27 protein-coding genes are annotated in these 23,396 nt (G+C 63.0%); 15 read left to right on the top strand and 12 right to left on the bottom strand.

Features of this window, described 5'->3' with window-relative positions; genetic code table 11:
- The first annotated feature begins 104 nt into the window (after window positions 1-104).
- On the top strand, window positions 105-1,325 hold the full coding sequence (locus BM046_RS06520) for a 3-hydroxyacyl-CoA dehydrogenase (protein ID WP_090538182.1): 1,221 nt from the start codon (window positions 105-107) through the stop codon (window positions 1,323-1,325).
- A 354-nt stretch (window positions 1,326-1,679) separates the two neighbouring features.
- Here BM046_RS06520 and BM046_RS06515 read toward each other — a convergent pair whose 3' ends face one another.
- From BM046_RS06515 to purM, 3 genes are read right to left on the bottom strand one after another with little or no spacing between them, the layout of a single operon-like run.
- Window positions 1,680-2,393: a DUF3108 domain-containing protein gene (locus BM046_RS06515; RefSeq protein WP_407920438.1), complete on the bottom strand. Its 714-nt coding sequence runs from the start codon at window positions 2,391-2,393 to the stop codon at window positions 1,680-1,682.
- Between the two features lie 37 nt (window positions 2,394-2,430).
- Window positions 2,431-3,102: a phosphoribosylglycinamide formyltransferase gene (purN, locus tag BM046_RS06510; RefSeq protein WP_090538178.1), complete on the bottom strand. Its 672-nt coding sequence runs from the start codon at window positions 3,100-3,102 to the stop codon at window positions 2,431-2,433.
- A 3-nt stretch (window positions 3,103-3,105) separates the two neighbouring features.
- On the bottom strand, window positions 3,106-4,170 hold the full coding sequence (gene purM, locus BM046_RS06505) for a phosphoribosylformylglycinamidine cyclo-ligase (RefSeq protein ID WP_090538176.1): 1,065 nt from the start codon (window positions 4,168-4,170) through the stop codon (window positions 3,106-3,108).
- Window positions 4,171-4,389: 219 nt separating this feature from the next.
- On the opposite strand from purM, the gene BM046_RS06500 reads away from it, so the two are divergent.
- The gene (locus tag BM046_RS06500) at window positions 4,390-5,601 is read left to right on the top strand and encodes a DUF2066 domain-containing protein (RefSeq protein ID WP_177197810.1); all 1,212 of its coding nucleotides are present in this window, start codon (window positions 4,390-4,392) and stop codon (window positions 5,599-5,601) included.
- A 46-nt stretch (window positions 5,602-5,647) separates the two neighbouring features.
- On the top strand, window positions 5,648-6,358 hold the full coding sequence (gene hda, locus BM046_RS06495) for a DnaA regulatory inactivator Hda (protein WP_090538170.1): 711 nt from the start codon (window positions 5,648-5,650) through the stop codon (window positions 6,356-6,358).
- Between the two features lie 119 nt (window positions 6,359-6,477).
- Here hda and BM046_RS06490 read toward each other — a convergent pair whose 3' ends face one another.
- From BM046_RS06490 to arsC, 3 genes are read right to left on the bottom strand one after another with little or no spacing between them, the layout of a single operon-like run.
- Window positions 6,478-6,909, bottom strand: coding sequence for a DUF2069 domain-containing protein (locus BM046_RS06490; RefSeq protein ID WP_090538168.1), 432 nt, complete (start codon window positions 6,907-6,909; stop codon window positions 6,478-6,480).
- Window positions 6,896-7,513: an NAD(P)H:quinone oxidoreductase gene (gene wrbA, locus BM046_RS06485; protein ID WP_090538165.1), complete on the bottom strand. Its 618-nt coding sequence runs from the start codon at window positions 7,511-7,513 to the stop codon at window positions 6,896-6,898. The genes BM046_RS06490 and wrbA overlap by 14 nt, the downstream gene beginning before the upstream one ends.
- A complete protein-coding gene (arsC, locus tag BM046_RS06480) occupies window positions 7,510-7,863 on the bottom strand; it encodes an arsenate reductase (glutaredoxin) (RefSeq protein WP_090538163.1) in 354 nt (117 codons plus the stop codon). The genes wrbA and arsC overlap by 4 nt, the downstream gene beginning before the upstream one ends.
- A 160-nt stretch (window positions 7,864-8,023) precedes the next feature.
- Here arsC and BM046_RS06475 point away from each other — a divergent pair, with 160 nt between their 5' ends.
- Both BM046_RS06475 and BM046_RS06470 read left to right on the top strand, forming a co-directional pair.
- Entirely contained in the window at window positions 8,024-9,277 is a 1,254-nt protein-coding gene (locus BM046_RS06475; protein WP_090538160.1) for a YihY family inner membrane protein, read from the top strand.
- A complete protein-coding gene (locus BM046_RS06470) occupies window positions 9,274-9,726 on the top strand; it encodes a TlpA family protein disulfide reductase (RefSeq protein ID WP_090538158.1) in 453 nt (150 codons plus the stop codon). Before BM046_RS06475 ends, BM046_RS06470 begins: the two co-directional genes overlap by 4 nt.
- Before the next feature lie 6 nt (window positions 9,727-9,732).
- Here BM046_RS06470 and BM046_RS06465 read toward each other — a convergent pair whose 3' ends face one another.
- The 4 genes from BM046_RS06465 to BM046_RS06450 all read right to left on the bottom strand — a co-directional run bounded on the left by BM046_RS06465 (window position 9,733) and on the right by BM046_RS06450 (window position 14,183).
- Window positions 9,733-10,311 carry a lytic transglycosylase domain-containing protein gene (locus BM046_RS06465; protein WP_090538156.1) on the bottom strand — a complete coding sequence of 193 codons (579 nt, stop codon included), beginning with the start codon at window positions 10,309-10,311 and terminating at the stop codon, window positions 9,733-9,735.
- A 1-nt stretch (window position 10,312) separates the two neighbouring features.
- Complete coding sequence (locus tag BM046_RS06460) at window positions 10,313-11,026, bottom strand: hypothetical protein (RefSeq protein ID WP_090538154.1); 714 nt, start codon at window positions 11,024-11,026, stop codon at window positions 10,313-10,315.
- Window positions 11,023-12,756 carry a proline--tRNA ligase gene (locus BM046_RS06455; protein WP_090538152.1) on the bottom strand — a complete coding sequence of 578 codons (1,734 nt, stop codon included), beginning with the start codon at window positions 12,754-12,756 and terminating at the stop codon, window positions 11,023-11,025. The genes BM046_RS06460 and BM046_RS06455 overlap by 4 nt, the downstream gene beginning before the upstream one ends.
- Before the next feature lie 161 nt (window positions 12,757-12,917).
- Window positions 12,918-14,183, bottom strand: coding sequence for an OprD family porin (locus tag BM046_RS06450; RefSeq protein ID WP_090538150.1), 1,266 nt, complete (start codon window positions 14,181-14,183; stop codon window positions 12,918-12,920).
- A 260-nt stretch (window positions 14,184-14,443) separates the two neighbouring features.
- Here BM046_RS06450 and BM046_RS06445 point away from each other — a divergent pair, with 260 nt between their 5' ends.
- Window positions 14,444-14,875, top strand: a complete 432-nt coding sequence (locus BM046_RS06445) for an HIT domain-containing protein (protein ID WP_090538148.1) — start codon at window positions 14,444-14,446, stop codon at window positions 14,873-14,875.
- Window positions 14,872-15,090 carry a SlyX family protein gene (locus BM046_RS06440; RefSeq protein WP_090538146.1) on the top strand — a complete coding sequence of 73 codons (219 nt, stop codon included), beginning with the start codon at window positions 14,872-14,874 and terminating at the stop codon, window positions 15,088-15,090. The genes BM046_RS06445 and BM046_RS06440 overlap by 4 nt, the downstream gene beginning before the upstream one ends.
- A gap of 49 nt (window positions 15,091-15,139) precedes the next feature.
- Here the strand turns inward: BM046_RS06440 and BM046_RS16545 are convergent, their stop codons facing one another.
- The gene (locus BM046_RS16545) at window positions 15,140-15,736 is read right to left on the bottom strand and encodes a cold-shock protein (protein ID WP_090538144.1); all 597 of its coding nucleotides are present in this window, start codon (window positions 15,734-15,736) and stop codon (window positions 15,140-15,142) included.
- Window positions 15,737-15,886: 150 nt separating this feature from the next.
- A complete protein-coding gene (locus BM046_RS06430; protein WP_090538142.1) occupies window positions 15,887-16,357 on the bottom strand; it encodes a Dps family protein in 471 nt (156 codons plus the stop codon).
- A 231-nt stretch (window positions 16,358-16,588) separates the two neighbouring features.
- Here BM046_RS06430 and aspS point away from each other — a divergent pair, with 231 nt between their 5' ends.
- From aspS to tolR, 8 genes are all read left to right on the top strand, one after another.
- On the top strand, window positions 16,589-18,364 hold the full coding sequence (gene aspS, locus BM046_RS06425) for an aspartate--tRNA ligase (RefSeq protein WP_090538139.1): 1,776 nt from the start codon (window positions 16,589-16,591) through the stop codon (window positions 18,362-18,364).
- A 246-nt stretch (window positions 18,365-18,610) separates the two neighbouring features.
- Window positions 18,611-19,357 carry a YebC/PmpR family DNA-binding transcriptional regulator gene (locus BM046_RS06420; RefSeq protein ID WP_090538137.1) on the top strand — a complete coding sequence of 249 codons (747 nt, stop codon included), beginning with the start codon at window positions 18,611-18,613 and terminating at the stop codon, window positions 19,355-19,357.
- A 76-nt stretch (window positions 19,358-19,433) separates the two neighbouring features.
- The gene (gene ruvC, locus BM046_RS06415) at window positions 19,434-19,961 is read left to right on the top strand and encodes a crossover junction endodeoxyribonuclease RuvC (RefSeq protein WP_090538135.1); all 528 of its coding nucleotides are present in this window, start codon (window positions 19,434-19,436) and stop codon (window positions 19,959-19,961) included.
- A 57-nt stretch (window positions 19,962-20,018) separates the two neighbouring features.
- On the top strand, window positions 20,019-20,618 hold the full coding sequence (gene ruvA, locus BM046_RS06410; protein WP_090538134.1) for a Holliday junction branch migration protein RuvA: 600 nt from the start codon (window positions 20,019-20,021) through the stop codon (window positions 20,616-20,618).
- A 46-nt stretch (window positions 20,619-20,664) separates the two neighbouring features.
- Window positions 20,665-21,705, top strand: coding sequence for a Holliday junction branch migration DNA helicase RuvB (gene ruvB, locus BM046_RS06405; RefSeq protein ID WP_090538132.1), 1,041 nt, complete (start codon window positions 20,665-20,667; stop codon window positions 21,703-21,705).
- An 88-nt stretch (window positions 21,706-21,793) separates the two neighbouring features.
- On the top strand, window positions 21,794-22,261 hold the full coding sequence (ybgC, locus tag BM046_RS06400) for a tol-pal system-associated acyl-CoA thioesterase (protein WP_090538131.1): 468 nt from the start codon (window positions 21,794-21,796) through the stop codon (window positions 22,259-22,261).
- 4 nt (window positions 22,262-22,265) lie between these two features.
- A complete protein-coding gene (tolQ, locus tag BM046_RS06395; RefSeq protein WP_090538130.1) occupies window positions 22,266-22,940 on the top strand; it encodes a protein TolQ in 675 nt (224 codons plus the stop codon).
- A 2-nt stretch (window positions 22,941-22,942) separates the two neighbouring features.
- A complete protein-coding gene (tolR, locus tag BM046_RS06390) occupies window positions 22,943-23,392 on the top strand; it encodes a protein TolR (RefSeq protein ID WP_090538128.1) in 450 nt (149 codons plus the stop codon).
- The last annotated feature ends 4 nt before the right edge of the window (window positions 23,393-23,396 follow it).

Genomic DNA, 23,396 nt, shown 5'->3' with positions numbered 1-23,396 from the left:
CATTCACGCTGTGAATAAGCTGCCTGAGCAGCCCCTGCGTTCTATTGAACAGGCGTTTTGCGTAAGGTATTGCCCACTCATTCAAGCAACAAAGAGGGCCTGTCATGGCTTCGTTCGAAGACATCAAGAAAGTAGGGGTTATCGGTGCCGGCACCATGGGGCGGGGCATTGTCATGAACTTTGCCAATGCCGGTTACCCGGTCGTATGGCTGGACGTGAACGCGGAGATGCTGGAGAAGGGCCTGGTCGAGATCGACAGCGTGTACAAGCGTTCGGTCGCCCAGCAGCGCTTTGATGAGGCCGAAGCCAAGGCCCGCCTCGGCCGCATCAGCACCACCCAGGACTATGCCGACCTGAAGGACGTGGACCTGGTTGTTGAAGCCGTGTACGAGAACATGGATCTGAAGAAGACCATCTTCGCCGAGCTGGACAAGGCGACCAAGCCGTCCGCCATTCTGGCCACCAACACCTCCTACCTGGATATCGACGAGATCGCCTCGGCGACCCAGCGTCCGGCCCAGGTGCTGGGTCTGCACTTCTTCAGCCCGGCCCACATCATGAAGCTGCTGGAAGTGGTGCGTGGCAAGGCCACTGCTCAGGACGTGCTGGACGCCTGTCTGGCGGTCGGCAAGAAGATCGGCAAGGAAGCGGTACTGGCGGGCAACTGCCACGGCTTCATTGGCAACCGCATGCTGTCCATGTACTCGCGCCAGTCCCGCGAAGTCGTACTGGAAGGCGCCACTCCGTGGCAGGTCGACCAGGCGCTGCAGGGCTTCGGCATGGCCATGGGTCCGTACCGTATGTACGACGTGGTGGGTGTGGATCTGGGCTGGCGCTCCCGTCAGCTGGCCGGTCTGGGCCGTGGTGAGCCGATCGTGTGGCTGGACAACCGTCTGTGCGAGATGGGCCGTTTCGGTCAGAAGAGCGGCCACGGTTTCTACCGCTACGAGCCGGGCAGCCGTCAGGCCATCCATGATCCGGAAACCGACATGATGGCCCGTGAAGTGGCCGAGGAAGCCGGTTACACCCAGCGCGAGGTGAGCAACGAGGAAATCGTTCAGCGTTGCATTCTGGCCCTGATCAACGAAGGTGCGCGGATTCTGGATGAGGGCTTTGCCGAAAGCGCCGAGGATATCGATCGCGTATACCGTTTCGGTTACGGCTTCCCGGCCGAGCGCGGTGGTCCGATGGCCTACGCCGACAGCCTGGGTCTGGATGTGGTGCTGGAGCAGATCCGCACGTTCGAAGCCGAGCGTGGCGAGTTCTGGAAGCCGGCTGAAGGGCTGGTGCGTCGGGCTGAAGCGGGTGAGAAGTTCATCGGCTGAGGCGGATCTCCGCCTCGGTGTTGCCGGTATTCGCACCCGGGGCGGGTGCTCCTACAACGGAGTTTGGAGGTAGCTGTGCCCGTAGGAGCACCGCCTTCGGTGCGAACGGCGCGCGCAGCACGCCCAATGCGGATTACCCCCAATCGCACCCGGGGCGGGTGCTCCTACACCGGAGTTTGGAGGTAGCTGTGCCTGTAGGAGCACCGCCTCCGGTGCGAACGGCGTGCACAGCACGCCCAATGCGGATTACCCCCAATCGCACCCGGGGCGGGTGCTCCTACAACGGAGTTTGCAGGTAGCTGTCGCTGTAGGAGCACCGCCTCGGTGCGAACGGCGCGCATGGCACGCCCGTGATCAGTTTCCGCCGATGGGATTGCCCGCGACGGGCTGACCGTTCACGGTCGCTTCCTTGAGTACGATCTGATAGTGCTGCCCATCGGTTTCCACCTGACTCAGACGCACCAGCAGGTAGTTCCAGTCCTTGGCGAACCACAGGGTGGTTTCCCGGCGGGCGTCGGGTTCGCGTACTCGCTGCACTTCCACCGCGTCAAACTGGCCGTTACGCGTGGTGACTCTGTCCTCGCCGGTCACGCGGAACTGGTACTGCTCTATCTCGTCGCCATCCAGCACCAGATAGCTCATCTCGGTCTTGCCGGCCATCAGATCGCGCTGCAGCGCCAGCTGGTAGGTGGTCTTGTCCAGCAGGCCCGGCTGGGTCGGCAGGGTGAACTCTTCCTTCTTGTGCACGCCCCGTACTTCGCCATTGGCCCAGTCAAACTGCTGGGTGGTTTCCCGGCTGCGGCCCAGGCCCTTGCGCTGGTAGCGGTAGGTGAGGGGGACGACCTCTTCGCCTTCGAGGCGCAGGGTGCTTTCCTCGGTCAGTCGGGCGACGAACATGCTGGCGTGAAAGTTCAGCGACCAGGTGCCATCGGTGTTCTGAGCCAGGCTGTGCACGGCTTCACCATTGACCGGGATGTTCTTCATGTCCGCCGCGTAGCTGGCGGTAAAGGGCTGGAAAGGTTGGGCCAGGGCCAGGCTGCTGCCCAGGCTCAGTACCGCAGCCATCAGCCAGCGGCCCGGTCTGCGGCACAGTGAGGAGAGCTTGTCAGTCATTGCGGTTACCTCGCATGTCCATTTCAAATTGGTCCAGCCGCAGGCCGCTGGCCGGCAGGGGCGAGCCGTCCAGCAGGGCCCGGCCATCCTCCAGGCGCAGACGTCCTTCGATGTACAGGCTGGCAGCCAGCGGGTAGAGACGGTGCTCGGTGTTGCGCACGCGCTCGGCCAGACTGTCGGCCGTGTCATCGGGCAGTACCGGTACGTGGGATTGCATGATTGCCGGCCCGCCGTCCAGTTCCTCGGTAACGAAGTGTACGGTGGCGCCGTGTTCGCTGTCACCGGCTTCCAGGGCACGCTGGTGGGTATGCAGCCCGGTGTACTTGGGCAGCAGGGAGGGGTGGATGTTCAGCAGGCGGCCCAGGTAGTGGCTGACGAACCCGGGGGTGAGGATGCGCATGAAACCGGCGAGTATCACCAGCTCCGGCTGGTAGCTGTCGATCAGCGCGGCCAGCGCCTGATCGTAGCTGGCGCGGTCCGGGTAGTCCCTGTGGCTGAGCACGGCATGGGGGATGCCGGCTCGGGCCGCCCGTTCCAGTCCATAGGCATCGGCGCGGTTGGAAATGACCGCGACGATGTCAGCCTGCTCGGGGTGCAGGGTATCGATGAATGCCTGCAGGTTGCTGCCTGATCCGGAGATCAGGATGACGGTGCGGCAACCCACGTATCAGTTGCCGCTGCGCAGTACGACGGCCTCGCCACTGGCGTCGGCCTGTTCGATGGCACCGATGACCCAGGGCGATTCCCCGGCGTCACGCAGCACCTGCAGGGCGCGCTCGGCCTGGTCTGCGGCGACGCAGATGACCATGCCCACGCCGCAGTTGAGCACGCGGTGCATTTCGGTCTCGTCGACGTTGCCCTGCTCCTGCAGCCAGTTGAACACTGCCGGGCGCTGCCAGCTGCTCAGGTCGATGCTGGCACTGGCGCCCTGGGGCAGTACGCGGGGAATGTTCTCCAGCAGGCCGCCACCGGTGATGTGGGCCATGGCCTTGACCGCACCGGTCTCACGGATCAGTTGCAGCAGTGCCTTGACGTAGATGCGGGTGGGGGCCATCAGCAGCTCGGTCAGGGGCTTGCCGTCGAGCTGGATGTTCTGGATGTCGGCACCGGCGACCTCGATGATCTTGCGGATCAGCGAGTAGCCATTGGAGTGCGGGCCGGAGGAGGGCAGGGCGAGCAGCACGTCGCCGGCCTGCACCTTGCTGCCGTCGATGATCTCGCTCTTCTCCACCACACCGACGCAGAAACCGGCCAGGTCGTAGTCATCACCTTCGTACATGCCGGGCATCTCGGCGGTCTCGCCACCGACCAGCGCACAGCCGGCCAGTTCGCAACCGGCACCGATACCGGTGACCACCTGGGCGGCGACGTCCACATTGAGTTTGCCGGTGGCGTAGTAGTCGAGGAAGAACAGCGGCTCGGCGCCACATACCACCAGGTCGTTCACGCACATGGCCACCAGATCGATACCAATCTGGTCATGCTTGCCCAGATCCATCGCCAGGCGCAGCTTGGTGCCCACACCGTCGGTACCCGATACCAGCACCGGCTGCTTGTAGCCGGCGGGAATCTCGCACAGCGCGCCGAAGCCGCCGAGGCCACCCATGACTTCCGGGCGTGCGGTGCGTTTGGCGACGTGCTTGATACGATCTACAAGCGCATTGCCTGCGTCGATATCGACACCGGCGTCCTTGTAACTGATGGAAGGCTTGGAGGGCGTTTGGCTGCTCATGCGTGGGTCTCGAGTCATCAAAGGGAGGAGGCGAACAGACCCGCAAGGGGGTGTCGCGATATAGCGCGCTAGTGTAGCAAATTCCAGCGCTGCCCGACCATGCCCGGACAACTTTGCGCGCTGCGGTTGCCGCCGCAGCGGTGCTTGTTTAATGTATGCGCTTTACGACCGCTGTAGCAGGCCGTTTTCGGCGCGGCAGCATCATCATATGGAATGACCATGGGTTTCAAGCAAGGCATCCGCGCGCTCCTGTCAGGCATGGCTCTTGTGGCCGCGCTCCACGCTCCGGCCGCTGTACTGGATAACCTCTACCAGGTTCAACTCACCCAGCAGGAAGACCAGAGCCGTGATCAGGCCCTGCGTGAGGCCACCGTGGTCATGTTGCAACGCCTGGCCGGCCAGAATGTTGATCTGAAGCACCAGGCTATCGCCAACGCCCTCAAATCTCCCCAGGAATTGATGAGCCGGATCGCCACCGCTGAAGGCGGGCAGCTGCGCATCCAGTTCGAGCCCGATGCCCTGGGTCGTGTACTCAAGCAGTCCGGTCAGCCGCTGCTGGGGCCCAACCGACCGGGCATACTGCTGTGGGCCGTAGAAGCCGGGGAACTGGGCGACAGACTGCTTAGCCCGGTGGCTCCCCGGGCATTGCTGCTGAAGCAGGCAGCACAGCATCGCGGGGTGGCCCTGAGCTTTCCCCTCGCTGATCTGCAGGACCTGAGCCTGGTCAGCGAGCAGGTCATTCGTCAGGCCAGCAGCGAAGAGCTGCTGGAAGCCAGCAAGCGCTATCCCGCTGATGGCACTCTGGCCTTGGTTGCCGGCGGCTCCGACGAGAACACCGAGTTGCAGTGGACCCTGTGGCTCAATGATCAGCACCAGTCCGGGACCATCAGCGGCTCTGCCACCCAGGCGGCCGACGAGCTGATGCAGGCCCTGGCCGCTCAGGTCTTTGCCCAGTACGCCATTCCTGCTGCTGCCACCGGCGAGCATGCCGAGTGGCGTCTGCATGTGCAGGGTGTCGACGGCGTGGGCGCCTACTCCGCTCTGCTGGGCATGCTGCGCCGGCTGGGTACCCAGCAGCAGCCGCGGCTGCTGAGCATCGAAGGGGATGAAGTGGTGCTGCAGGTCAGCTTCCCGGGCAGTGAGGAGCAGCTCGAACGCATGCTGGGGCTGGATATGCGCCTGCAGCGGATCGAGGAGCCGGTGCGTGAGCCGGAGCCCGAGCCGGAGTTCGAGTCGGTTCAAACGGAACAGACCGATCTGCCCCTTGTCGAGCTGGACCCCAACGCCCCCGAGTCGCCGGTAGCTGAGGCGGAGTCAGCCGAGATGGCAGATGAGGAAGACTCGGCCGCGCCGGACGTGGCCGCCACTCAGCAGCCGGTCGAACCGGCTGCCCCGGCGCTGCCCACACTCTATTTCCGTTGGCGCGGTTAAGGCGGCCCATGGGTAATGCGGTTACTGTCGTGACGGGGCGCGTCTGATGTCCGGTCAACCCATGCAGCTGCCCCTGGGCGTCAAGCTCCGGGACGAGGCAACCTTCGACAGCTTCTTCGGTGGCCCCAATGCCGGGGTGCTGGATGTGCTGCAGCGCCTGTCGGACCCGTTGCAGACCCCCGAAGAGCGCTGCGTCTACATCTGGGGTGCACCCGACAGCGGGCGCTCCCATCTGCTGCAGGCGGCCTGCCACCGCATGGCCGAAGCCGGTTCCCTGGCCATGTATCTGCCCCTGGACGAGGTGATCGACCACGGTCCCGGCCTGCTCGAGGGCATGGATGAAGTCGACCTGCTGTGTCTCGATGGCCTGGATGTGCTGGCCGGGCATAGTGACTGGGAAGAGAGTCTGTTCCATCTCTACAACCGCATTCAGCAGCGTCAGGGCCGCCTGCTCATGGCCGCCGGTGCGGCGCCCCGGGTGCTGGGGTTCCAACTGCCGGATCTGGTGTCACGCCTGGGCTGGGGGCTGGTGTTCCAGCTGCAGTCGCTGGACGACGAGGCCAAGCAGCAGATGCTGAAGATGCGTGCCGAGCGCCGCGGGCTGCAGCTGCCCGACGAGGTGGCGCGCTACATCCTCAGTCGCGGTGCCCGGGGCATGGGTGAGCTTTTCGCGGCGCTGGAGCAGCTGGATCAGGCCTCCCTGCAGGCCCAGCACAAGCTGACCATTCCCTTCGTCAAGCGGGTAATGGGCTGGTAGCGCCGGGCCTGTTATTGCGCGGCGCTGCGTAGCTCGTCGTTCATTTGGAATACCAAACTTCACTCCTCGCGCCTTGCTCCGCACAATAACAGACTCCGGCGAGCCGGGCGGCGGTGAGTTCAGCCTGGCTGGTGCTGCGCTGCAACCGCCGTGTTGCGCACCCGCTGTGCCTGATAACTCCAGCGCACATAGCCCAGCGCGGCGACGAAATACAGCACGCTGGTTGCCACCAGTATCCCCCCATACAGCTGCTTGCCCGGTACGAAGCAGGTCTGCACGCCGTAGATGAAATACAGGTTGATGGCAAAGCACAGCCAGGCATGGGCGCGCACATTGCCCAGCGCTATGCCCGGGAGGAAGATCAGCAGCGGCACGATCAGCACGCTGACAATGACCAGCGGGTTGGCGCCGTGCAGGTCGGCGATGAAGGCGTTGTAGATGAACAGGCAGGCCAGCAGCCCGGCATAGCCCAGCGCCGCCAGCAGGCGGCTCAGGCGGATGCGCGGTTGCAGGTAGCTCAGCGGCGGCAGCGGCTTGTCAGCTCTGGACATGGGCAGCTCCTGCCAGCAGCTGCCGGGTAACCGTGCCCACACGCTTGCCCAGCGCCCGGCACAGGGTGCTTTCATGCTGGTCGAGCGGGCGGGAGCCGTCCGCACCGGCATGGTGGCTGGCGCCATACGGCGTACCGCCGCCGCGGGTTTCGGTCAGTGCGCTCTCGCTGTAGGGCAGACCCACCAGCAGCATGCCGTGGTGCAGCAGCGGCAGCTGCATGGACAGCAGGGTGCTTTCCTGCCCGCCGTGCAGGCTGGCAGTGGTGGTGAAGACCGCGGCGGGCTTGCCGGCCAGACTGCCCGACAGCCACAGGCTGCTGGTGCCGTCGATGAAGTACTTGAGCGGCGCGGCCATGTTGCCGAAGCGGGTCGGGCTGCCGAGAATCAGCGCCGAGCAATGCTTCAGATCATCCTCGGTGCAGTACAGGGCGCCGGACTCGGGAATCTCCGGTGCGCTGGCGCGGGTTTCCGGGGACACCTTGGGCACGGTGCGCACCCGCGCTTCGATCCCGGCCTGCTCGACACCTTCGGCGATCAGGCGGGCCATGCGCGCGGTGGCGCCGTTATGGCTGTAGTAGAGAACCAGTACATAGGGTGCAGTCATGCGTAGAGCTCCAGGACTTTCTCCGGTGGGCGGGCAACGATGGCCTTGCCGTCACGGATGACGATGGGGCGCTCGATCAGGCGCGGGTAATCGACCATGGCCTGAACCAGCTCGGCCTCGCTCAGGTCCGGGTTGTCCAGCTTGAGTTCCTTGTAGATATCCTCTCCCCGACGCATCAGGTCCCGGGCGTTCATGCCCAGCTGCTGCAGCAGGGCGCTGAGGGTGGCGCTGTCCGGGGGTGTCTCAATGTACTCGACGATTTCCAGCTCGTCTCCCTGCTGCTCCAGCAGCGCCAGCGCCTGGCGGGACTTTGAACAACGGGGGTTGTGATAGATACAGACCTTGGACATGGCAGCTCTCCAATCAGATCCTGTGGGTGGTTTAAGCCGGGCTTGCCCGCTATTCTAAGCCTAAAGCGCTCTGGAAAAGCCATCCGGCGGTGTTACGGGACAAGTCCTTGCACCGGTTCCGTCCAGCGCAGGTACTTGCAACCATTGTCAGGGAACATGAATGACACGTCGACTCCAGCGGCTGATGCACTTCTGTCGCTACCTGCTGCGCCGCTTTGGCGAGGATAACTGTCCCAAGAATGCCGCTGCCCTGACCTACACCACGCTGTTTGCCGTGGTGCCGGTAATGACTGTGACCTACGCGATGCTGGCGGCGATCCCGGCCTTCAGTCAGGTCGGCAGCCAGATCGAGGGTTTCATCTTCGACAACTTCGTGCCCTCCACCGGGGCGGCGCTGCGCGAATACCTCAGCGAATTCTCCCAGCAGGCCCGGCAGCTCACCGGCATCGGTGTGGCGCTGCTGATGGTCACTGCCTTCCTGATGCTGGTGAATATCGAAAAATCCTTCAATGCCATCTGGCGTATCCGCCAGCCCCGACGCGGGCTGTCGAGCTTTCTGCTGTACTGGGCGGTGCTCAGTCTGGGACCCCTGTTGCTGGGAGCCGGTTTCGTGGTCAGTACCTATCTGGCTTCGCTGTCCTTTCTCACCGGCGACGCCATGCTGGCTTCGGCCTGGAAGGAGCTGCTCGCCTGGCTGCCGCTGATGCTGAGCATTGCCGCTTTTACCCTGATCTTCGCCGCCGTACCCAACACTCGGGTGCGTTTTCGCCATGCATTGGCCGGTGGTGTGCTGGTGGCGTTGCTGTTCGAGGGAGCCAAGGCGTGCTTTGCCCTGTATGTCGCGCTGTTTCCCAGCTTCCAGCTGATCTACGGCGCCTTTGCCACCTTCCCGCTGTTTCTGCTGTGGATCTATGTCAGCTGGTTGATCATCCTGTTCGGTGCCGAACTGGTGTGCAATCTGGGCAGCAGCGCCGCCTGGCAGCGTCCGGCCCAGCCCTGGTTGCTCAGCCTGCTGGCACTGCTGCGAGTGTTCATGCAGGCGCAGAAAAGCGGGCAGGTGGTCGATCTGCCCGGGGTCAACGCCTCGGGTTGGATCATGCCCGAAGACCAGTGGCTGGACCTGACCGAGTGGATGGAGCAGCAGCGACTGATCACCCGTGCCCAGCAGGGCGGCTATGTGCTGAGCCGCGACCCCGGGCAGATGACGCTGGCCGAACTGCTGGGCAGCCTGCCCGAACCCATGCCATCGGTGGCGCAATTGCCGGTTACACTGGGGCAGCATGAAGACTGGTATCCGCCGCTGCGCGAAGCGCTGCAGAGGCTGGAAGACTGTCGCCGGCTGGTGCTGGACGGCAGCCTGCGCAGCTGGCTGGCGGATGACGGCCAGGCGAACGCGGAGGGGGAGGGCGCATGAGAAAGTGGTTGTGGGTAACGCTGGTGATTGCAGCGTTCGGGCTGGCCGGCTGCGGCAGCGAGCAGTGGCGCGATCACCAGGGCGAAGCCGTGGCCAGGACCGAGCTGCAGGGCAACTGGGTGGTGGTCAACTACTGGGCAGAGTGGTGTGCTCCCTGTCTGCACGAGTTGCCTGAGTTCAACCGGCTGGCGGCGGCGCGGCCGGATATCCGCGTATTCGGCGTCAATTACGACGGTGTCAGCGGTGAGGAGCTGCGCGAACTGTCCGACCGCATGGGGATTGCCTTTCCGGTGATGGGGCAGGACTTCGAGAAGAGTCTGGAGCTGGAGCGCCCGCAGGTGCTGCCTACCACCTACATTTTCAATCCCGCCGGTGAGCTGGTGCACAGCCTGCCCGGGCCGCAGACCGAAGCATCCCTGCTGGCACTGCTGGATCAGGACCGGAACTGAGCGGACTCAGTCGCGGACGTACCAATAGCGGTACCAGTATTCCTGCACCTTGTCCGGGTACCTGTGACTGCCCAGGCTGCCGTTGTAGCGGGCCAGGGCGCGCCGCAGATCACCTTTTTCCAGATCCAGGTAGTACTTGAGAATGGTGCAGCCGTAACGCAGGTTGGTGGCCAGGTCTATCAGGTTGTCATCCGGCCGGCCCAGTTCGTTTTTCCAGAAGGGCATGACCTGCATGATGCCCTGGGCGCCAGCCCGGGACAGGGCGAAGCGGTCGAACAGGCTTTCCACATGAATGACCGCCAATACCAGGTCGGGCTTGAGCCCGGCGCGGGTAGCTTCGCGGTGCACCAGACGCAGAAAGCGCAGACGCTCGGCCTCGTCGGGGATATAGCGGCGCATTCGCGTGGACATGTCCAGCAGCCAGACCTGGGCATCGAAGGCGTCACTGAAGCTGTCAGCCTGGGACACCGCCTCCATCAGCAGCGCACGCAGCTCGGGGTCGACCGGCGGGCTCTGGCTCACTGCCCCGACTCCCGGGGCGGTGCAGAGCAGAAGACATAACACTATCCATGTGTTGCGCAGCATGTCAGGGCTGTCCGTTGTGGTCCTGTGCCTGTTGCCGGTCGAGGGCTTCGACGAACTCGAACTGCAGCTCCGGATCGCCGATCGTCAGCAGTATGAGCATGTTCTCCAGCTGGGTGGATTCCTCGCTCAGGCCCAGGGCTTCCAGCTGCCGGACGCGGCTCACCCACTGGTCGACATCCCCTTCCTCCAGGCTGTCGTAGATCAGCGGCACGGCCTGCTGCAGCAGACTGCGCAGCTCGCGGCTGACCAGCAGGTCGGCCTCGGCAACTACATTGCCGTTGGTTCTGGCAACCAGTTCAATGGCGCGAAGCTGGTTCAGGTCCAGATCCACGAACTGCTCCTCCAGCAGGTTCAGGCGTACCGCACCTTCATGGTCGGTCTGCAGCGCAAACTCCTGACCTTCGGCAATCAGGGTCAGCGTCTGGTTGGCCCAGGGCACCGTCTGGTAGCTCTCCCGGCTGCTCAGCTGTCGGCCCTCGGCATCCAGCTCGATGACTTCATGCAGCTTGTGCTCGGTTACCCGGATGATCCGCTGGGGGCGGGACAGTACCCGTGGTTCGCCTGCGTCAATGCTCAGGGTGTGGCTGACCAGATTGTGCTCGACACGGTTGGCAGCCGGGCTGGCCGGCTGCTGGGTGCTGCAACCGCTGAGCAGCAGGCCGGCGCACAGCCAGACTGCCCAGGGTGCCAGTGAATTATGCAGCGCTGTTTTCATGAACGTCCGATACGTTTGAGCAGGAAGTCGAACATCTGGTCCGCGGGCACGCTCTCGGCGTTCTCGGCGCGGCGGTACTTGTATTCCAGTTGACCTTCAGCCAGGCCGCGGTCACTGATGACCACCCGGTGCGGAATGCCGATCAGGTCCATGTCGGCAAATTTCACCCCGGGGCTGGTCTTCTTGTCGCGGTCGTCCAGCAGCACTTCCACGCCCGCCTGCTGCAGCGCGGAGTAGAGCTGTTCGGTGGCTTCGCGCACGGCGTCGGAGCTTTCCATCTTCATCGGCACCAGGGCGACCTGGAAGGGGGCCAGGGCGTCGGGCCAGAGGATGCCGCGGTCGTCATAGTTCTGCTCGATGGCGGCAGCCACCACGCGGGACACGCCGATGCCGTAGCAGCCCATCAGCAGGGTGCTGGTCTTGCCCTGTTCGTTGAGTACGCTGCAGCCCATGGCCTCGCTGTACTTTCGGCCCAGCTGGAAGATATGGCCGACCTCGATACCGCGCTTGATCACCAGCTTGCCGTCGCCATCAGGGCTGATATCCCCTTCGACCACGTTGCGCAGGTCGGCCACCTCGTCGTAACGGGCATCGCGATCCCAGTTGACGCCGGTCAGGTGCTTGCCGTCCTGATTGGCGCCGCAGACGAAGTCGGCCAGATGGGCCGCGCTGTGGTCGGCAATGACCTTGATGTTCATGCCGACCGGACCGATGGAGCCCGGCTTGCAGCCCAGCGCCTGCTGGATCTGCGCTTCGCTGGCGAAGGTCAGCGGAGCATGGACGGCCGGGTGGTTTTCGGCCTTGATCTCGTTCAGCTCATGGTCGCCACGCAGGATCAGCGCAACCAGCGGCTGGGGCTGATCCTTTTCGGCGGCACCGAGCACGATCAGCGACTTGACGGTCCGGGTTGCCGGCAGGTCGAGGAACTGGCACACCGCCTCGATGGTGGTCTGGTCGGGGGTGTCGACCAGCTGCATCTGCTGGCTCGGCGCCGGACGCTCGCCCTGGGGCAGCTGGGCGGTGGCCTTCTCGATGTTGGCCGCGTAACGGCCGGTGTCGGAGAACACGATGTCGTCCTCACCGGACTCGGCCAGCACGTGGAACTCGTGGGAACCTTCACCGCCGATGGAGCCGTTGTCCGCCACCACAGGGCGGAACTCCAGACCCAGACGGGTGAAGATGTTGCTGTAGGCCTGGTACATGCGGTCGTAGGTCTGCTGCAGGGAGGCCTGATCCATGTGGAAGGAGTAGGCGTCCTTCATGATGAATTCCCGGGCGCGCATCAGGCCGAAACGCGGACGGATCTCGTCGCGGAACTTGGTCTGGATCTGATACATGTTCAGCGGCAGCTGCTTGTAGCTGGTGATCTCGTTGCGGGCCAGCTCGGTGATGACTTCCTCGTGGGTCGGGCCGACACAGAACTCGCGGTCGTGGCGGTCCTTCAGGCGCAGCAGTTCGGGGCCATACTGTTCCCAGCGGCCGGATTCCTGCCACAGTTCGGCGGGCTGGATGGCGGGCATCAGCACCTCCAGGGCGCCGGCCTTGTTCATCTCGTCACGCACGATGTCTTCCACCTTGCGCAGCACCCGCAGGCCCATCGGCAGCCAGGTGTAGAGCCCCGAGGCGATCCGTCGGATCATGCCCGCGCGCAGCATCAGCTGGTGGCTGATGACGACGGCGTCGCTGGGAGTTTCCTTGAGGGTGGAGATCAGATATTGGCTGGTGCGCATGGCTGGGTGGTGTCCTGCTGAGAGAAGATCGGGAAATGGCGTCTATTGTACGTTCGCGCCCCATGGACGTATAGCCTGTCAGCGGGCCTCGGCGGCCTGTCGGTGCAGAAACGAAGAACCCGGCCGGAGCCGGGTTCTTCGGGGTTACAGCAGGGTGGTGCTCAGAGCAGGGTCCAGGTGTAGGAGGCGATCAGACGGTTCTCGTCGATATCGCCCCCATCCAGGCCTGCGTCCTGACGGACAGTTGCGTTACGCCAGGTCAGGTCCAGGCCCTGCAGCGCGCCGCGCTGGATGGTGTAGCGCAGGTCGGTGCTGCGTTCCCAGCGGGTGTCGCGATCAATGCCGACAAAGTCGGTGTCGATATTGCTGCCACGCACATAACGGGTCATGAAGCTCAGACCGGGAATACCCATGCCTTCGAAGTTGTAGTCGTAGCGGGCCTGCCAGGAGCGCTCGTCCTTGGCGTTGAAGTCGATGACCTGAACCGAGTTGGCCAGATAGATGGCGTTGTCGGCATATTCATAACCGGAGTCCCCGCCCATGCGCTGGTAGGCTACGGTGAAGTCATGGAAGCCGGCACCCAGGGTGAAGGCCAGCGAGGTGGCCTTGTTGCCGAATTCCTCACCCACCGGGCTGTCGTCGGAGGTATGGTAGTGGGCCAGATCGGTGGTCAGGTTCAGGCCATTGCCCAGCTCGGCGGTATGGGTGATACCGGCGAAGTGGCGCTTCCACAGGTCTTCGGCCTTGGAGGTATACAGCGAGGCGCTGAGGTTGTCGCTGAACTCGTAGGTACCGCCCAGGTAGGTCACCTTGTCATGATCGATATCGCCGCCGGAGAAACCATAGGGATCTTCATACTCGGCGGAGTCGTTCATTTCACCGCGGTCGGTCATACGACCGGCTTCCAGAAACAGACCATCGATCGAGGTGTTGGTGATGCTGTAACCGAAGTAGTGGTTGGGCAGCAGGCGGGAGTCTTCGTAGGCGATGACCGGGTTTTCCGGCAGGTGGTAGCCGTAGCGCAGTACGGTGTCACCACCGAAGTTGGCTTTCACTGCACCGCGAATCTCGGAGTATTCGTTCGGTACGGAACCGTCATTGTCCACCGGCAGCAGTCCGGTGCCGGCGCGGCCGCGGCCGCTGTCCAGTTTGATGCCTGCCAGAGCCAGCACATCGGCGCCCAGGCCTACCGGGCCTTCGGTGTAACCGGACTGGAAGTGCAGTGCGAAACCGGTGGCGGTTTCCTCGCGCTTGCTCTGCCCAACGTTGTCACGGAAATCACGGTTGAAATAGAAGGTGCGGTTGCTCAGGGTGGCGGAGGCCCCCTCAACAAAACCTTCTCCCTGAGCGACGGCCTGAGTGGCGATAAGTCCATTGCCCAGTGCAACTGCCAGAGCGATGGAACTCCATCTGATAGTGGTTCTCATGTTACCTGCTCCTTCCGGTGAATATGCTTTTGTATAAGTACTTCAAGCAGCTTCTTTGTCTGGTGTCGAGGATGAGTAAAGCACCAAACCCTCAAATACGAAAGAAATCTGCCTGCTGTTTTTCAAATAAGCAAGGCGCCCGCCAGTGCGGGCGGATATATTATTATTCGTCAGCCAGCATAACGTGTCGGAAATGTATTTCCTTGATTTACGTCATGATGTGCTTTTGCCAATGCACCCGTCATCCATAGGAATCCGGTATGTTCACTCTGCATCCGCAACTTGCCCAGGACAGTATCGTTATCGGCGAGTTCCAACTAAGCAAACTTCTTCTGGCAAACGATTCTCAATATCCGTGGTTTATTCTTGTTCCGCAGCGTGAGGATGTCAGTGAGATATTCCAGCTCGACCAAGTTGATCGGCAGCAATTGCTGAATGAATCCTGCTGGCTGGGCGAAGCCCTGAAGGATGCCTTCGGCGCCCACAAGATCAATGTCGCTGCGCTTGGCAATATGGTGCCCCAGTTGCATATTCACCATATCGTGCGTTATCGCCATGATCCTGCCTGGCCTGCGCCCGTGTGGGGGAAGCTGCCTGCAGTGCCCTATACCGAGGAACAGGTCGGTGAATGCATCAGACGGTTGCAGACGGTGCTGACTTCCAACATTCGTTATGGGGAGGGTTTTCGATGAGCAGCGATGATCTTGTACAGCGGATGAATGATCTCGAGACCCGGCTGGCCTTTCAGGACGACACCATTCAGGCGTTGAATGACGTGGTGAGCAAGCAGGAGCTGGAACTGGAGCGACTGCAGCGGGCGGTGGAACTGCTGGCTCGGCGCCAGGCCGATCTGGCAGCAGCGCTGCCCGGGGAAGCGGACGAGGATCAGCCGCCACCCCATTACTGAGCGATGGCCGCCGGCGGGTGTGCCCGGCCGGCGGCTGCGCTCCCGATTCTCAATCGAGGGGTTGTACGTCCTCGGCCTGCAGGCCCTTCTCCCGGCGTGCGACGACGAACTCGACGCGCTGGCCTTCTTCCAGTACCCGGTGGCCTTCGCCGCGGATGGCGCGGAAGTGGACGAAGACGTCGTCACCCTGGTCCCGGGAAATGAAGCCGAAGCCCTTGCTGGTGTTGAACCACTTGACGGTGCCGGCTTCCCGCGGGCCGTCTGCTCTGGCGCGGCTGCGGCCGCTGCCCAGCGACAGCATGGTGGTCAGGGTAAGTACGGTCAGCAGGCAGACTCCGGCAATGGCAGCAGCCACGGCCCAGGTCAGCAGCGGGCCGGCCGTGGGGGTGATCAGCAGTACGGTCAGAGGCAGCAGCACGCTGACCAGTAACAGGGCCGAGCCCAGCAGACTCAGGCCGTTGCGTACAGCCGACTGCTTGCGTGGCTGGACATTGAATTGCTGGAGGTTGGCCAGGCCCAGCAGTGTGGCAGCAATGGCGGTCAGATCGATGGCGCCCTGGCGGGAGAAGAACGGCAGGCTGAAATACAGGCCGCACAGCAGCGCTGCCAGACCTGCGATCAGGTGAAGGTAACGGAGATTATTCAAGGTGGTCCATCCTGTTGTAACTGTTCTATGAGTGAAAAACCGGCTGTACAAGCGTCATGGCCGGGTGCGCACTCTAACCTGAAATGTCGACGGTCACAAAGCGGATGGGGAGGGGAGAGAGGAGCAGGCGTTCGCCTGCTCCTACAGAGCTTACTTCTCCAGCAGGCTGCGCAGCATCCACGCGGTCTTTTCATGCTCCTGCATGCGCTGGGTCAGCAGGTCGGCACTGGGCTCATCGCTGGCCTTGTCGCAGGCCGGGAAAGCTTCGCGTGCAGTGCGTGCACAGGTCTCGTGACCCTCGACCAGCAAGCGGATCATGTCGGTTGCGGCCGGCACGCCGTCATCTTCCTTGATCGAGCTCAGTTCAGCGAAGGCCTTGTAGGTGCCCGGCGCCGGGAAGCCCAGGGTACGGATGCGCTCGGCGATCTCGTCCACCGCCAGTGCCAGCTCGTTGTACTGGGTTTCGAACATGGTGTGCAGCGTCTGGAACATCGGCCCCTTCACGTTCCAGTGGAAGTTGTGGGTCTTCAGGTACAGGGTATAGGTGTCTGCCAGCAGATGGGACAGCCCCTTGGCGATCGCTTCACGATCCTTCTGGCTGATACCGATATCAATCTTCATTATGATCTCCAGGCTTGCTACGAAAAGTCTGTTCAGTATATGCCGAAGCAGGCGCCGCTCAAGCTGAGTTTGCCAATTGTCGGTATTGGTTGTGCCTATGGCCTGGCCGTTGCGCCGGCAATGCTCGCCTGAGTCGGGTGGTTTCGGGTATATTATGGCGCTTTTATCTATCCGGGCTGCCGGGCCATCCGGCCGGGGCAGCCACTCTGTCGACAACAGGATTCCACACTCATGATGCGTACCCACTATTGCGGCCAGTTGAACGAAACGCTGGCAGACCAGGAAGTGACACTCTGCGGCTGGGTTCACCGTCGCCGCGACCATGGTGGCGTTATCTTCCTTGATATCCGCGATCGTGAAGGGCTGGCCCAGGTGGTCTTCGACCCGGATCGGGAAGAGACCTTCGCTCTGGCCGACCGCGTGCGCAGCGAGTATGTCGTCAAGGTGCGCGGCAAGGTCCGCCCGCGTCCGGCCGGCGCCGTGAACCCGAACATGGCCTCCGGCGCCATCGAGGTGCTGGGCTACGAGCTGGAAGTGCTCAACCAGGCCGAGACCCCGCCGTTCCCGCTGGACGAATATTCCGATGTGGGCGAAGAAACCCGCCTGCGTTACCGCTTCATCGACCTGCGTCGGCCGGAAATGGCCGCCAAACTGAAACTGCGTTCGCGCATCACCAGCAGCATTCGCCGCTATCTGGACGACAACGGCTTCCTGGATGTGGAAACCCCGATCCTGACCCGTGCTACTCCCGAGGGCGCACGCGACTACCTGGTACCCAGCCGTACCCATCCCGGCAGCTTCTTCGCCCTGCCGCAGTCGCCCCAGCTGTTCAAGCAGCTGCTGATGGTGGCGGGCTTCGACCGCTACTACCAGATCGCCAAGTGCTTCCGCGACGAGGACCTGCGTGCCGACCGTCAGCCGGAATTCACCCAGATCGACATCGAGACCAGCTTCCTCGAAGAGTCGGACATCATGGGCCTGACCGAGGGCATGATCCGCGGCCTGTTCAAGGAAGTGCTGGACGTGGATCTGGCCGACTTCCCGCACATGCCCTATGACGAAGCCATGCGCCGCTACGGTTCGGACAAGCCCGACCTGCGGATTCCGCTGGAGCTGGTGGACGTGGCTGACCAGCTGACCGATGTGGACTTCAAGGTATTCAGTGGCCCGGCCAGCGATCCCAAGGGCCGTGTCGCTGCCCTGCGCGTACCCGGCGGCGCCTCCATGGCACGCAAGCAGATCGATGACTACACCAGGTTCGTCGGCATCTACGGCGCCAAGGGCCTGGCCTACATCAAGGTCAACGAACGGGCCAAGGGCGTCGAAGGTCTGCAGTCGCCGATCGTCAAGTTCATCCCCGAGGACAACCTGAACGTGATCCTGGATCGCGTTGGCGCCGTGGATGGCGACATCGTGTTCTTCGGTGCCGACAAGGCCAGGATCGTTTCCGAGGCGCTGGGTGCCCTGCGCATCAAGCTGGGTCATGACCTGGACCTGCTCACCTGCGAGTGGGCACCGCTGTGGGTGGTCGACTTCCCGATGTTCGAGGAGAACGACGACGGCAGCCTGAGTGCGCTGCACCACCCTTTCACCGCGCCCAAGTGCACCCCCGAGGAGCTGCAGGCCAACCCGCAGGCGGCGCTGTCGCGTGCCTACGACATGGTGCTCAACGGGACCGAGCTGGGCGGCGGTTCCATTCGTATCCACCGCAAGGAAATGCAGCAGGCGGTGTTCGACATCCTCGGTATCAGTGCCGAGGAGCAGCAGGAGAAGTTCGGCTTCCTGCTCGACGCCCTCAAGTACGGCGCGCCGCCGCATGGTGGTCTGGCCTTCGGTCTGGACCGTCTGGTGATGCTGATGACCGGCGCCAGCTCGATCCGCGAAGTGATTGCCTTCCCGAAAACCCAGAGCGCTGCCTGTGTCATGACCCAGGCTCCGGGTGCGGTGGATGCCAAGGCACTGCGCGAGCTGAACATCCGTCTGCGCGAGCAGCCCAAGGTCGAATAAGGCCGCAAGCCCTTCGCCCCGGGCACCGCTCCTCCCTGTAGGAGCACCGTCCCGGTGCGAACGGCGTGCAACGCACGCCCGAAATCCCGCTCCGCCGCGGGGTCACGGCTCCCACAGGGCGCAAGTGCGACACTTCTTTCTTGCAGGACCACCGCCCTGGTGCGAAGGGTGTCTTTTGGGTAGAAGCACCGCCCCGGTGCGAACGGCGTGCAACGCATGCCGGATGTAACAAGTACGGAGGTTTTCATGGCTGGTCATTCCAAATGGGCCAACATCAAACACCGCAAGGCGGCGCAGGACGCCAAGCGGGGCAAGATCTTCACCAAGCTCATCCGAGAGCTGACCGTGGCAGCCAAGCTGGGTGGGCCGGAACCGGCTGACAACCCGCGGCTGCGCTCGGCGGTGGACAAGGCTCTGACCGCCAACATGACCCGTGACACCATCGACCGGGCCATCGCCCGGGGTGCCGGCAGCAACGACGCGGACAACGTCGAGGAGCTGGTGTACGAGGGTTACGGCGCCGGTGGTGTGGCCATCCTGGTCGAGGCCATGACCGACAACCGTAACCGTACCGTCGCCGAGGTCCGTCATGCCTTCAACAAGTGCGGTGGCAACCTGGGTACCGAGGGCTCGGTAGCTTACCTGTTCACCCGCCGAGGCCAGATCAGCTATGCCCCGGGCGTGGATGAGGACGCCCTGATGGAGGCGGCGCTGGAAGCGGGCGCCGAGGACGTGGTGACCAATGACGATGGCTCCATCGACGTGCTTACCGCGTTCGAGGATTTCGGCGCGGTTAAGGATGCGCTGGATGCCGCCGGTTTCACCAGCGAGGCGGCGGAAGTGAGCATGATCCCGTCCACCACCACCGAGCTGGATCTGGATACTGCGCAGAAGGTCATCCGCCTGGTCGACATGCTGGAGGATCTGGACGACGTGCAGAACGTCTACAGCAACGCCGACATTCCGGACGATGTTCTGGCGCAGATGGAGTGAGTGGTATAGTCAGGGCATTCGCTGAAAGGGAGGCGCTGCCTCCCTTTCGTCTATCCGGCACAGGATGGCTGCTTGCATGGCGCTGATTCTCGGTATCGACCCCGGCTCGCGCATCACCGGTTTCGGCATCATCCGTGACGGGCGCAACGGCTGCGAGTACGTCACCTCCGGCTGCATCCGGCTGGGCAGCGGGCCGTTCCCCGAACGTCTGAAACACATCTTCGACGGCTTGAGCGAACTGATCGCGCAGTACCGGCCCGAGGTGCTCAGCATCGAGCAGGTTTTCCTGGCGCGCAATCCGGATTCCGCGCTCAAGCTCGGGCAGGCAAGGGGGGCAGCCATAGTGGCGGCGGTATCCGCCGGGCTGCAGGTGCATGAGTATACGGCGCGGCAGGTCAAGCAGGCGGTGGTCGGAACCGGAGCGGCGGAGAAGATCCAGGTGCAGCACATGGTGACCCAGCTGCTGGGCCTTTCCGGCACCCCCCAGGCGGATGCGGCGGATGCGCTGGCAATCGCCCTGTGCCATGCCCACTCCATAGGGCTCAAGCAGCAGGTCGGAGGCGGCTTGATCGGCCTGCGGGCCGGTCGCATGCGGCGGCGTTGAGGCGCTCGGCAGGCGTGGGCAATATTATGAATCGGGCAGACGCATAAGGGATGCACAATGATTGGTAGGCTTACAGGCATACTGCTGGAGAAGCAACCACCGCAGATTCTGCTGGATGTGGGTGGTGTGGGTTACGAGGTGGAGGCGCCGATGAGCACCTTCTACCGATTGCCGGCGCTGGGCGAAAAGACCACCCTGCATACCCATCTGGTCGTGCGCGAGGATGCGCAGCTGCTGTATGCATTCGCCGACAAGCGTGATCGTCAGCTGTTCCGTGAACTGATCCGGCTCAACGGTGTGGGGCCCAAGCTGGCGCTGGCGCTCATGTCCGGGCTCGAGGTGGACGAGCTGATCGGCGCCGTCCAGGCCCAGGATACCAGCGCCCTGACCCGGGTGCCGGGGGTGGGCAAGAAGACTGCCGAACGTCTGCTGGTCGAGCTCAAGGGCAAGTTCACGGCCTGGGAAAGCCTGCCCGGCACGGCCCCGCTGGCAACCGGTCCCGCTGCGCAGGCAACCTCGGGCACCGCGGATGCGGTCAGTGCCCTCATTGCTCTGGGCTACAAGCCTCAGGAGGCCAGCCGGGCGGTAAATGCGATCAAGGAAGAAGGACTCAGCAGCGAAGAATTGATCCGCCGTGCCTTGAAGGGCATGGCCTGATAGGCTCTGACTTCGGTCACCTGAAACTGTTTACCCGGGACACCCCATGCTGGAAGAAGACCGCTTGATCGCCGCCGGACCACGGCAGCAGGAAGAGATGATTGATCGGGCCATCCGGCCTTATCGCCTGGCCGACTACATAGGTCAGCCGACGGTGCGCGAGCAGATGGAGCTGTTCATGGCCGCTGCCCGCGGACGCGGCGAGGCCCTGGATCATCTGCTCATCTTCGGTCCACCCGGCCTGGGCAAGACCACGCTGGCCAATATCGTCGCCCAGGAAATGGGGGTGAAGATCAAGAGTACCTCGGGCCCGGTGCTGGAGCGCGCCGGGGACCTGGCGGCCATGCTCACCAGTCTCGAAGAGGGCGATGTGCTCTTTGTCGACGAGATTCATCGCCTGTCGCCGGTAGTCGAAGAGATTCTGTACCCGGCGATGGAGGACTACCAGCTCGACATCATGATCGGCGAGGGCCCGGCGGCGCGCTCGATCAAGCTCGACCTGCCCCCCTTTACTCTGATCGGCGCCACTACCCGCGCAGGCATGCTCACCAACCCGCTGCGTGACCGCTTCGGTATTGTCCAGCGTCTGGAGTTCTACAGTAACGAGGATCTGGCCACCATCGTCTCCCGTTCGGCGGGCATCCTGGGGCTGAAGATTCACCCCGAGGGGGCCTTCGAGATCGCTCGTCGCTCACGGGGTACGCCGCGGATCGCCAACCGGCTGCTGCGTCGGGTTCGTGACTATGCCGAAGTGCGCGGCTCCGGCAGCATTACCCGGGAGATCGCCGACCGGGCGCTGGACCTGCTGGATGTGGATGCCCAGGGCTTCGATCACATGGACCGGCGCCTGCTGCTGACCATGATCGACAAGTTCGATGGCGGCCCGGTGGGCATTGACAGCCTGGCCGCGGCGATCAGTGAGGAACGCCATACCATCGAGGATGTGCTGGAGCCCTATCTGATCCAGCAGGGCTTCATCATGCGTACGCCGCGGGGCAGGGTGGTGACCCGCCACGCCTATCTGCACTTCGGTATGGACCTGCCGGCCAGTAAGGGACCGCAGGCGGGGGATCTGTTTGATCAATAAGTGATGCCCCGGTGCCGTCCTGATAAAAAAATACTATCCCGTTTGGAGGTTGCACCCGCTATGCAAGAACACAATCTGGCACTACATTATGTCGGCTGAAATCAGCGGGCGGCCATTCGAGCTCAGAGCCCGTGTCTACTTTGAGGATACCGACGCCGGCGGTATTGTTTACTACGTCAATTACCTGAAATTCATGGAGCGCGCCCGCACCGAGCTCGTGCGTGCCCTTGGTTTTGATCAGAGCGTACTGCAGCGCGAAAACACCATCTTTGTCGTCCACTCCGTCAGCGCCCGATACCATGCTCCGGCGCAGCTGGACGATGAACTTGTGGTGACAGCCGATGTCTTGGAACTCAAGCGTGCCAGCGTCCGCTTCGCTCAGCAGGTAAGACGAGCCGACGGCAGGTTGTTGTGTGAGGGAGAGGTGCTGGTGGCCTGTGTCAGTGCCGATCAGTACAAACCCAGGATGATACCTCTGGCCCTGAACGAGGCTTTCAAGACCGTCCAGGCGAACCAGTCAATGCAGGATCGAGGAGAAGCAGAGAGTGCAAGCTGATCAAATGTCTATGTGGCACCTGATAAGTGGCGCCAGTGTTCTGGTGCAACTGGTCATGCTGGCCCTGGTCCTGGCATCCATTGCCTCCTGGGTTCTGATCTTCCAGCGCAGCGCGGTGACCCGTGCTGCTAAGCACAGCCTGGACGAATTCGAAGACCGTTTCTGGTCCGGGATCGACCTGGCCAAGCTGTACCGTCAGGTAACCGGCAATCCGAACCCCGATTCAGGGCTGGAGCAGGTGTTCCGTGCCGGCTTCAAGGAATTCTCCCGCATGCGTCAGCAGCCGGGTGTCGAGCCCGAGGCGGTGATGGATGCCGTGCAGCGCGCCATGCGCGTGGCCATCTCCCGGGAAGAGGAAAAGCTCGAGCAGCATCTGCCGTTCCTGGCGACCGTCGGTTCCACCAGCCCCTATATCGGTCTGTTCGGTACCGTGTGGGGGATCATGAATTCATTCCGTGGTCTGGCCACCGTGCAGCAGGCAACACTGGCCACGGTAGCCCCGGGTATTGCCGAAGCCCTGATCGCCACGGCCATCGGTCTGTTCGCCGCGATTCCGGCGGTAGTGGCCTATAACCGCTTCTCGGCCCGTGCCGAGATCCTGATCAGCCGCTACTACACCTTCGCCGAAGAGTTCTCCAGCATCCTGCATCGCCGCGTGCATACCAGCGAAGGGGAGTGAGCATGTACACCCAACAGGGGAGACGCCAGAAACGCAAACCTGTCGCCGAGATGAACGTCGTTCCCTATATCGACGTCATGCTGGTGTTGCTGGTGATCTTCATGGTGACCGCCCCGATGCTCAACCAGGGCGTCAAGGTGGACCTGCCGCAGGTGGCCAGCGAGGTATTGCCCTCGGACTCCAATCAGCAGGTGCTGACCCTGTCGGTACTGGCTGATGGCACCTACTACTGGAACCTGGGCGAAACGGTGGATACCGAAAATCGAACAGAAACTGCCATTTCCCTGGAGGAGATGACCGAGGGGGTGGCCAAGATCATGCGTGCCCGCCCCGACACTCTGGTGTATATCCGCGGTGACCGTGAAGTGAACTACGGTGTAGTCGTGGCGGCAATGGCCGCCCTGCAGCAATCCGGCGTGCCCAATGTGGGCCTGATCACCGAGGCTCCGTGAGCGA

Source organism: Halopseudomonas formosensis, assembly GCF_900115905.1.
Classification (GTDB): Bacteria; Pseudomonadota; Gammaproteobacteria; order Pseudomonadales; family Pseudomonadaceae; genus Halopseudomonas; species Halopseudomonas formosensis.
The sequence above is the reverse complement of the archived record's forward strand: the minus strand, read 5'-3'. Positions and strand labels throughout refer to the sequence as shown.